The organism is Tahibacter caeni (genome assembly GCF_024609805.1).
Lineage (GTDB): Bacteria > Pseudomonadota > Gammaproteobacteria > Xanthomonadales > Rhodanobacteraceae > Tahibacter > Tahibacter caeni.
In genome coordinates this window covers 1-9,325 of record NZ_JANFVR010000191.1, presented here as the reverse complement: position 1 = coordinate 9,325, position 9,325 = coordinate 1, and the positions used below count along the sequence as shown (strand labels likewise).

The window sequence follows — 9,325 nt, the reverse complement described above, 5'->3', positions numbered from 1 at the left end:
GATCCGGCGCTGTCGCTCGACAGCCCGGCGACGACGGCCATGCCCGGCGCCGCGGCGCCGCGCACCCCGCCGGCCACGGCGGCGGCAACTCCGCCGCCGGCCGCCGCCGGCACGCGTTTCGATCCGGCCGCCGAGAAGGCCAGCTACGACGAAGCGTTCAACGCGCTCAAGGACGGCCGTTATCCGGAGTCGACGCGCCGTTTCCAGGCCTTCATCGACGCGTATCCGCAGAGCGAGCTCACGTCCAACGCCTACTACTGGCTCGGCGAGTCGTACTACATCACGCAGAACTACCGCGTCGCGCTGGAAACCTTCCAGACCCTGCTCAAGACCTATCCGGAAAGCCAGAAGGCGCGCGACGCGCTGCTCAAGATCGGCTACTGCCAGTACGAACTCAAGCAGTGGGAGCCGGCCAAGGCGACCTTGAACAGCGTCGTGCAGAAATACCCGGACACGGTCGTCGCGCGGCTCGCTCAGGGCCGTCTGCGCGCGATGCAGTCCGAAGGCGCGCACTGAGCGCCTTCTTCGTGAATACCGGCGGCTGCGGCCATGTCGGCTGAAGCCGCCACTCCCGCGAATTCCGACCCCATCGCCGCCGCGCCGCGGCCGGTCGGCGAACGGCTGCGCATCACCGAGATCTTCCATTCGATCCAGGGCGAAGCCGACGCGGTCGGCTGGCCGACCGTGTTCGTGCGCCTGACCGGCTGCCCACTGCGCTGCACCTGGTGCGACACGACGTATTCGTTCCACGGCGGGCAGTGGCGTGAGATCGACGCGATCCTGGCCGAAGTCGCCAGCCACGGCGCGCGCCACGTCTGCGTGACCGGCGGCGAGCCGCTCGCGCAGAAGCGCTGCCTCATTCTGCTGCGACGGCTCTGCGACGCGGGCTACGAGGTGTCGCTGGAGACGTCCGGGGCGCTCGACGTGTCCGCCGTCGATCCGCGCGTGCGCAAGGTCGTCGACCTGAAGGCGCCCGACTCGGGCGAATTCAAGCGCAACCGCTGGAGCAACCTCGAGCATCTGCGCGCTCACGACCAGGTCAAGTTCGTGCTCGCCGGCCGCGCCGACTACGAATGGGCGCGCGCGACCGTACGCGAGCATGCGCTGGCCGCGCGCTGCCAGGTGCTGTTCTCGCCGGTGCACGGCAAGGTCGCGCCGCGCGAGCTCGCGGAATGGATACTGCACGACCGTCTGCCCGTGCGCCTGCAGATGCAACTGCACAAGCTGCTCTGGGGCGACGAGCCCGGGCATTGAATCGGTGAGGCAATGAGCAAACCCGCAGTCGTACTCGTTTCCGGCGGCATGGATTCGGCCGTGGTGCTCGCGATCGCGCGCGAGCAGGGCTTCGCCTGCCATGCGCTCAGCGTGGCCTACGGCCAGCGCCACGTTTCAGAGCTCGATGCGTCCGATCGCGTCTGCGCGATGCTCGGCGCGGCCGCGCACAAGACCGTCACCGTCGACCTGCGCAGCATCGGCGGCTCGGCGCTGACCGCCGACATCGCCGTGCCCGAGCAGGGCGGCGCCGGCATCCCGGTGACCTACGTGCCGGCGCGCAACACGATCATGCTGTCGATCGCGCTGGGCTGGGCCGAAGTGCTCGGTGCCGCCGACATCTTCTGCGGCGTCAACGCCGTCGACTATTCGGGCTATCCCGACTGCCGTCCGGCGTTCATCGAGAGCTTCCAGCAGCTCGCGAATGTCGCGACCAAGGCCGGCGTCGAAGGCGCGCAGATTCGCGTCCACGCGCCATTGATGCGCATGAGCAAGGCCGACATCGCCCGCGAAGGTACGCGCCTCGGCGTCGATTTCGCCGCGACGGTGTCCTGCTATCAGGCCGACGAAAAAGGCCGCGCCTGCGCCCACTGCGACGCCTGCCGCCTGCGCGCCGAAGGTTTCCGCGAAGCCGGCCTGATCGATCCGACCCGCTATCGCTGAAACCGCAGCAGCGGAGCGCGAAGGCGTGACCGGCTCGCTGCCGCGGCTGGCGTCGACGAGGGCGGGGGAATCGCGATTTCGCCGTTCCGTCGTTCGCGCCGCGAGCCGCGAAAAGCGCCGCGTTCGCACCGTGCCTCGACCGCCGGATCGGTGCCGATACCGGCAAATAGCCGGCCGATAGCGGACTTGTTTGGGTCTCCCCCAGGCTCTAAACTTCGCGTCCCCGCGCGCCGGCCCTCCGCCGCCGCCACGCAACACCGCCCGTGGGCCGTTAGCTCAGTTGGTAGAGCAGCGGACTTTTAATCCGTTGGTCGATGGTTCGAGTCCATCACGGCCCACCACAAACTAGTCCGGCGATGTTCGCCGGAGTCCAGAAATCCCCTCATAGTCCCCGAGAAATCGACGTTTCCCGTTCGTCGGTGTCCGACCTTGTCCGTTGACACTCGCCCAGAAATGGGGGCATTTTTGGGGGCATCCTAGCCTTCCAGAAGGTCGATGCCCCCAATGCCTCTGACCGATACCGCAATTCGTGCTGCCAAGCCGGCCGACAAGCCAGTGCGCCTGTTCGACGGTGGTGGCCTGTACCTGGAAGTCGCTCCCAGCGGCAGCAAACTCTGGCGCCTCAAGTACCGACACCTCGGCCGAGAGAAGCGCCTCGCCATCGGCATCTATCCCGACGTCGGGCTCAAAGAGGCGCGCGCCCATCGCGAGAGCGCCCGCAAGCTGATCGCTGCCGGCGGAGACCCGAGCGCCGCGCGCAAAGCTGCGCGCCTGGCTGGTGCCGACGAGGCGGCCACCACCTTCGAGGTGATCGCTCGCGAGTGGCTAGCAATGAAAGCGCGCGAGTGGGTCCCCTCGCACCTGGCCAAGATGACCGCGCGCCTCGAGCTCTACGCCTTCCCGGCCATCGGCAAGCGGCCGATCTCTGCGATCACGGCGCCCGAGGTCCTCGCCGTGTCCCGGAAGCTGCAGGGTAGGGGTGTCGTCTCGACCGCGCACCGGGTGCAGCAGGCCTGCGGCCAGGTCTTCCGCTACGCCGTGGCCACGGCCCGGGCGACGCGCGACCCGGTTGGCGACCTGCGCGGCGCGCTGCCGTCCGTGCGCAAGAAGCACTTCGCCGCGATCACCGATCCGAAGGCACTGCCCGCGCTGCTGACGGCCCTGCACGGCTACGCCGGCGGGCCTGTGGTCCGAGCCGCGCTCAAGCTCGCCCCGCAGCTCTTCGTCCGCCCCGGCGAGCTACGCACCATGGAATGGGCCCACGTCGACCTCGACGCGGCGGAGTGGCGCTTCACGACGAGCAAGACCGGATCCGACCACATCGTGCCGCTGGCGACCCAGGCCGTAGAGGTGCTGCGCGAGCTGTATGGCCTGACGGGGCGCGGCAGGTATGTTTTCGCTACCGCGCGCGGCGGCCGCCGGCCGATGTCGGAGAACGGGGTGCTGGTAGCCATGCGCAGCCTGGGCATCGGCCCCGACGAGATGACGGGTCACGGCTTCCGAGCGACCGCACGCACCATCCTCGACGAGGTGCTGGGCTTCCGGGTCGACTGGATCGAGCACCAGCTGGCCCACGCCGTGAAGGACGCCAACGGGCGGGCCTACAACCGCACTGCGCACCTGCCGGAGCGGCGGAAGATGATGCAGGCTTGGGCCGAATATCTGGACGGGTTGCGCGCTGCATCCGCCTAGGCAGGTCTGCGCGTTCTGAAGGCAGCGGCGCAGCGGAGTAATTGGCGATTCAATGCACTATACGAGTGCCGAATACCGTTCCTGCAACAGTGGTCCGACGAGATCTTTGATCGACTGCGCCGCTTCGACACCGAAACCGAAGCGTTCATGAGCAACTTTGGCAACGGCGGCGATAACGTGATCGCGTGCTTCTGCGAGGACCGCGTCCGCTGATTTCGTCGCATCGATCACAATGGCTTTCGGAGCGCTGCGGAAAATGGCGCGACAGCTCTTTAGGTTGTCGATGGTCTCAAACTCATTGGCTTTGTCCCCCCTCGCCGCGATGCGGGCCAAGCCAATTTCAGGAGGCAAATCTAACAGGATCAGCAGATCTGGCCGCGGGGCAAATGCCTCGTTCGCTTCAATGATCTTGTCGGCGTCCAGACCCGCGGCCCCTTGATACGCGGCATTCGAGAAATAGTAGCGATCGAGTATGACGACGCGCCCCTCGGCGAGGGCCGGCGCCAATAGCTTTGCCACATGTTCGCGGCGGTCTGCAACGAATAGCGCCAGTTCATCGGCCGCACTGCGTCGCCCCGCAATCGCGCTCTCGCGAAGCGCGGCACCGTACGGTCCGGTGGTCGGTTCCTTGGTCAGGATGGGATCGATGCCGATGTCACTGAGTACGCGTGCAAGACCACGAGCCAGGGTGCTTTTCCCAGCTCCATCAATGCCTTCGATGGCAATTAGTAGGCCGCCCTTGATCGTGCGCACTGCTTTTAATCCCCGGAAACGCGGGCAGTGTACGTGAGTCCCTTTCTAATTCCGAGCGTCATTGCTCAAAGCGGGCGCGGCAGAAAGGCATCCGAATTCGCGAAGGTTCCGGCGCGTACCCACGCACTATCCAATGCGGCAAGCACAATTCAGCCACTCGAAAATCCCGCCAGTTGGCGAACGGATGGGGTTTCGGTTACCCGCAGAGACTTTTCGCCAGGTCGATCAGCGGACCGATGTTGATCTTGGCGCCGGGGATCTCCGGGTTGCCCTTCCAGATCGGATTGATCTCGGGAAAGCCCTGGCCGATCGCCGTGCCATTGACGGCCCAGACCTTGCCGTCCACCTCGATCGTGAGGATCTGGAGATTGCCCCTGAACGGCCGGCAGCGAAGCGTTCCGGAGTCGACCGTCAGCGGCCATCTATCGCCGAGGTCGGACTTGCTGACGACGCGCTCGCTGGCAGATGCGATCAACGGGATGAGGCTCAGAGCGATTGCGGCTGAAAGTCGACGAATCATGGCAGCTCCTCATCTCGGCTCGGTTGTGCGTTACCGCGACTCATCGAATTTGATTGAGCGCCCCGCCCTTGAAAATCGGTCGGAATCTTGCCCGCTCCTCAAGCCACGCAAGGACGTTTCGTCGTGCGCGGATGTTGCCTGGCAAATCGCGCAACCATTCCTCACCCGCGAGGAAATATGCGCGCTCGTCGGGCTTCCCGAACGCGAAGCGATTGAGAAGAGAAAGCACTTCGTAGCCTTGATTTCGATCGAATAGCACGTCATCAGGCCACAAGCGGCTAGCCGGGTCGTCGCCGTGCTGCGCGCTCCACTCGTAGTCCTGGCGGTGCAGGTCGCCGCGCGTGAAATTGCTCGATGCCATGGTCGCCTCCATCATTGACTTATTATCGATGGTGTCGTGACCGCACCGGAACTCTCAGCGCGTGCGGTTACGCAGCACGGCGCCGTTGTCGAAGTCGTGTTCGAGCAGCGCGCTGAACGCGTTGACCCTGGCCGAGGTCGGGCTCAGGTCGGGATCGCCGAAGAAGGTCGACGCGTCGGTTTCCAGCGGTCGCCCGCCGAGCGAGGGAATGCCGCGGTCGGCCGTGCGTTCGTCCTTGAAATGTTCGTAGCCGAGGGTGACCTGCCTGCGGTCGCCGATGCGCAGCGCGAACGTCGGATTGATGCCATAGCGCTCGATGGAGGCGTCGTCGCGATACGAGCCGGAGTTTCTCGTAGAGGCCGGTCACGCGGAACGCGGCGGTGGCGCTGAGCGCGATCGAGATCGGCGGTCGTGCGCCGGTTTCCCCAGGAGCCGAACAACACGGATACGTTGCCGGCGTCGTTCCAGTCGGCCTGCTTCGTCACGCGGTTGATCAGGCCGCCCGAACCACCACGGCCGAAGATCATCGCGTTGGGGCCCTTGAGGCCTTCGACGCGTTCTACGTTGTAGAAATCGCGGAAGTACTGCACGTCGTCGCGCAGGCCGTCGCGAAGAAATCGGACGTCGACGCGCTGCCGCGCAGGACCGGCGCGTCGCGGTTGCCTTCGCCCTGCGCCATGCCGAAGCCCGGGATGTAGCGCACCACGTCGCCCATGTTCTGCATGGCCTGATCGCGGATCAGTTCGTCGGTGACGATACCGATGCGGCACGTCGCGCAGCGGCGTGTCGGTCCTGGTCGCCGTGCTGCTGCGATCCACGGCATAGCCTTTGACGACGGCGTTGACTTCGACCTCGTCCAGGGTGTCGGTCTCGCTGCGATCGTAGGCCTCGGGTGCGGTCGCGGATCCGGAAACTGTTTCGGCGAATGCCTGCGCGCCGAGCGCGCAGCCGAGGGCCAGCGCCAGGCGTGAGCGGCGCCGGACGGGCAAGGAAGGTTCATGCATGGTTGTTCCTGTCGGTGCTGTGGCGATCGGTGGCCGCCTCGGTTGATAACGAGAATGACTCTTATTTGCGAGGCGGTGCGTACGATACTCCAGGCCGCCGGGACGCAAGCGCGGCAACGGATCGCAGGGGCAGGCGGGAATGCGCGGCGGCGAAGCGGCCCGCCGGTGATCGACGCGACGTCAGTCCACGACGACCGGGCTGTCGTCCGCTTCGGACTGCGTATCGGCGATCTGATCGAACCACGGTGTCATCGCTGCGCGGATGCGCGCGACGCCGGCGTCGCCGGCCGTCGCGGCCGTGCTGAACGGAAACGCGGTCTCGTCGGCGCGGGCGCCGAGCTGGCGCCACAGGGTGATCGCGAAGCCCGAAGCGGTCACGCGGCGCCGGCCGTTCGCGCCGACGATCTGGTATGGCATCTTTTCGCCGCGCAGCGGCGAGATCGCGTCGGCGACGTTGTTCGCGACCAGGGCCAGGCGCGGCTGCGCGGCGATCGCGGTCAGCGGCGCGAAACGCAGGCCGCGACGGCCGATGCGCTGGCGCTGCGCCGGTGCGAGATCGAGGCTTTCGGCCTTGAGCACGGCCGCATCGATGACCGCATCGTTGGCGCGGTTGCCGCGCTCGGCGGCCAGTTCGCAGGTGGCCTCGAGGCTGGCGGCGGCGAAGTCGCGCGCGATCTGCACCGCGGTGTGCGCGCCGGCTTCGGAGGCGTAGTCGACGCCGAGCATGGCCAGCGCGTCGGCCAGCCCGAGTATGCCCAGCCGCGGCGGCGCGCCGGCGCCGCCGGCGGCGAGGTACATGTCGTCGATCAGGCGCAGCGCCAGCCGCGCGGTCTCGGCCAGGGCGGTACGCTGGAAGCTGGCCTTGGCCGTGAAGGGCAGGCTGACGAAGCGCGCGAGGTTGATGCCGACGTACAGCGCTTCGGCCGGCCAGGCGAACTGGCGCCGGCCGGCGCCGGCCAGCACGCGCGCGTCGGGCAGCAGGCGCCAGCTGCTGATCGCCTCGCCGACCTGCTGTTCGTGCTGCGCCGGTTCGCCCGGCGCGAGCGCGCAGAGCGCCCGCGTCACGCGCGACCAGGTCGCGTCGATCGTGACGTCGCGCAGCTCGTTGCCTTCGCGCCAGCGAAACCAGGCGTCCCAGGCCTCGACCGCGGCCGGGTCGACGAAGGAGGCCTGCATGGCGTGCACGCCGTGGCGGTAGCGGAAACCGAAATCCATGGCGGCACTGTGTCCATGTCGCCGCGCGAACGTCTTGAGGCAAGTCAATTCAAACCGGAGTTACCGAGCCGTTACGCACGGTTACGCAGCGTTGCTGCGCCGTCGTCAAACACCGCAGGTCCGCTCGCTAAGGTGGCGCCACGTTCTCCCGCCGCCCGGAGCCCCGCCATGACCATCGCCGCCGCCACTGCCGTTGCCCCGCTGCCGATTCCGCGCAGTGTCGAGGAAATGATCGACGTCGCCACGCTGTCGGCCTATGTCCCGGTCACGCGCCGCCGCCTGCGCACGGGCCAGTACCTGTACCGCGCCGGCCAGCGTTTCAACGCGCTGTACATTGTGCATGCGGGCTTTCTGCGCACCAGCCTGTGCAGCGACGACGGCCGCCAGCAGGTCACCGGCTTCCCGATGCGCGGCGAGCTGCTCGGCGTGGAATCGATCGGCAGCGACCGCTACAGCGTCGACGTCGTCGCGCTGGACACGTGCGAAGTCATCGAGCTGCCGTACCCGGCGGTCATGACGGCCTGCGCCGCGATGAATGCGCTGCAGGCACTGCTGACCCAGGCGCTCGCGACGGAGCTGCGCCGCGACCACTACTGGATGCTGACCCTCGGCACGCTCGGCGCCGAACAGCGCGTCGCGGCGTTTCTGCTCGACCTGTCGCGCCGCCATCGGGCGCTGGGCTTCTGTGCGAGTCATTTCCTGCTGCGCATGAGCCGCGTCGACATCGCGAGCTTCCTCGGCCTCAAGCACGAAACCGTCACGCGCGCGCTGAGCCAGCTGGCCGCGCGCGGCATCATCGCGGTGGAACGGCGCGAAATTCGCATCGTCTGCACGGAGCAGCTGCAGCGCCAGGCCGAAGGCCCGCAGCAGGAACAGCGCCGCGCGGCCTGATCAGGAATTGCCGTGCAGCGCCGCCTGCGCGGCGGCGGCCAGCTCTTCACGGCGGTAAGGTTTGCGCAGCAGCGTGAACGCGTGCGGCGTCGTGTTGCCGAGTTCGTGTCCCGAGGTCAGCAGCACCGGCAGGCCCGGCCGCAGACGGCGCGCGCTGAGCGCGAGCTCGATGCCGCTGGCGCCGTCGCCGAGCACGACGTCGCTGAACAGCAGCGCGATCGGCGCGCTGTCGTGCAGATGTCGCAGCGCCTGCTCCGCGTCGCCGGCTTCGAGCACGTCGTAGCCGAAGCCGCGCAGGAACGCGACGGCCACGTCGCGGACTTCGGCCTCGTCCTCGACGACGAGCACCGTGCCGCTGCCGCGCGGCAGGCCGGCGCCCGTCGTCATGCCGGGCGGACTCGCCGGGTTCGCGGCCAGCGGCAGGATCAGGTCGATCGTCGTGCCGTAGCCGAGACGGCTGTCGGCGACGAGATGGCCGCCGGACTGCTTGACGAAGCCATAGACCATGCTCAGGCCGAGGCCGCTGCCCTTGCCGGCGTCCTTAGTCGTGAAGAACGGCTCGAACGCGCGCGCGAGCACGTCAGGCGCCATGCCCAGGCCGGTGTCGGCGACCGTGAAGCGGATATAGCGGCCGGCCGGCAACTCGCTGCCTTCGGGCCGCTGGCCGAGTTCTTCCTCGCTCGCGCTGATGGCCAGGCGGCCGCCGCGCGGCATCGCGTCGCGCGCGTTCAGCGCGAGATTCAGCAGCGCGTTCTCGAGCTGGACCGCGTCGGCATACACCGCCGGTACGCGGTCGTCGCAGCTGATGCGCACCTGCACGGCTTCGCCGAGCGTGCGTTCGAGCATGCGGCCGAGATCGGCCAGCAGCGCGGCCGGCGCGATCGCGGCCGGGCTCAGGCGCTGGCGCCGCGCGAACGCGAGCAGCTTGCGCGTGAGCTCGGCGCCGCGGCCGAC

General features: G+C 67.8%; 11 protein-coding genes and 1 tRNA gene. 6 read left to right on the top strand and 6 right to left on the bottom strand.

The annotated features are described in order from the left end of the window. From ybgF to NON22_RS15450, 5 genes are all read left to right on the top strand, one after another. Positions 1-516: tol-pal system protein YbgF (gene ybgF / locus NON22_RS15470; protein ID WP_257387849.1), on the top strand; the 516-nt coding region annotated here is incomplete at its 5' end. 33 nt (positions 517-549) lie between these two features. Further along, positions 550-1,254, top strand: coding sequence for a 7-carboxy-7-deazaguanine synthase QueE (queE, locus tag NON22_RS15465; protein WP_257387848.1), 705 nt, complete (start codon positions 550-552; stop codon positions 1,252-1,254). A 12-nt stretch (positions 1,255-1,266) separates the two neighbouring features. Further along, on the top strand, positions 1,267-1,935 hold the full coding sequence (queC, locus tag NON22_RS15460; protein ID WP_257387847.1) for a 7-cyano-7-deazaguanine synthase QueC: 669 nt from the start codon (positions 1,267-1,269) through the stop codon (positions 1,933-1,935). Between the two features lie 265 nt (positions 1,936-2,200). Further along, positions 2,201-2,276, top strand: a tRNA-Lys gene (locus NON22_RS15455). Positions 2,277-2,439: 163 nt separating this feature from the next. Continuing rightward, complete coding sequence (locus NON22_RS15450) at positions 2,440-3,627, top strand: tyrosine-type recombinase/integrase (RefSeq protein ID WP_257387846.1); 1,188 nt, start codon at positions 2,440-2,442, stop codon at positions 3,625-3,627. A 57-nt stretch (positions 3,628-3,684) separates the two neighbouring features. Here NON22_RS15450 and tmk read toward each other — a convergent pair whose 3' ends face one another. The 5 genes from tmk to NON22_RS15425 form a co-directional block, all read right to left on the bottom strand. Further along, on the bottom strand, positions 3,685-4,380 hold the full coding sequence (gene tmk / locus NON22_RS15445) for a dTMP kinase (protein ID WP_343231947.1): 696 nt from the start codon (positions 4,378-4,380) through the stop codon (positions 3,685-3,687). A 196-nt stretch (positions 4,381-4,576) separates the two neighbouring features. Beyond that, positions 4,577-4,900: a YebY family protein gene (locus NON22_RS15440; protein WP_257387845.1), complete on the bottom strand. Its 324-nt coding sequence runs from the start codon at positions 4,898-4,900 to the stop codon at positions 4,577-4,579. 40 nt (positions 4,901-4,940) lie between these two features. After that, the gene (locus tag NON22_RS15435) at positions 4,941-5,261 is read right to left on the bottom strand and encodes a hypothetical protein (protein WP_257387844.1); all 321 of its coding nucleotides are present in this window, start codon (positions 5,259-5,261) and stop codon (positions 4,941-4,943) included. 143 nt (positions 5,262-5,404) lie between these two features. Beyond that, positions 5,405-6,265, bottom strand: a complete 861-nt coding sequence (locus tag NON22_RS15430; protein WP_257387843.1) for a TonB-dependent receptor — start codon at positions 6,263-6,265, stop codon at positions 5,405-5,407. A 180-nt stretch (positions 6,266-6,445) separates the two neighbouring features. Then, positions 6,446-7,480, bottom strand: a complete 1,035-nt coding sequence (locus tag NON22_RS15425) for a hypothetical protein (RefSeq protein ID WP_257387842.1) — start codon at positions 7,478-7,480, stop codon at positions 6,446-6,448. 168 nt (positions 7,481-7,648) lie between these two features. Here NON22_RS15425 and NON22_RS15420 point away from each other — a divergent pair, with 168 nt between their 5' ends. After that, positions 7,649-8,371 (top strand): Crp/Fnr family transcriptional regulator, encoded by a 723-nt coding sequence (locus NON22_RS15420; protein ID WP_257387841.1) that lies wholly within the window; start codon positions 7,649-7,651, stop codon positions 8,369-8,371. On the opposite strand, the gene NON22_RS15415 is transcribed toward NON22_RS15420, so the two are convergent. After that, the coding region (locus NON22_RS15415; protein WP_257387840.1) for an ATP-binding protein at positions 8,372-9,325 on the bottom strand (954 nt) is incomplete at its 5' end.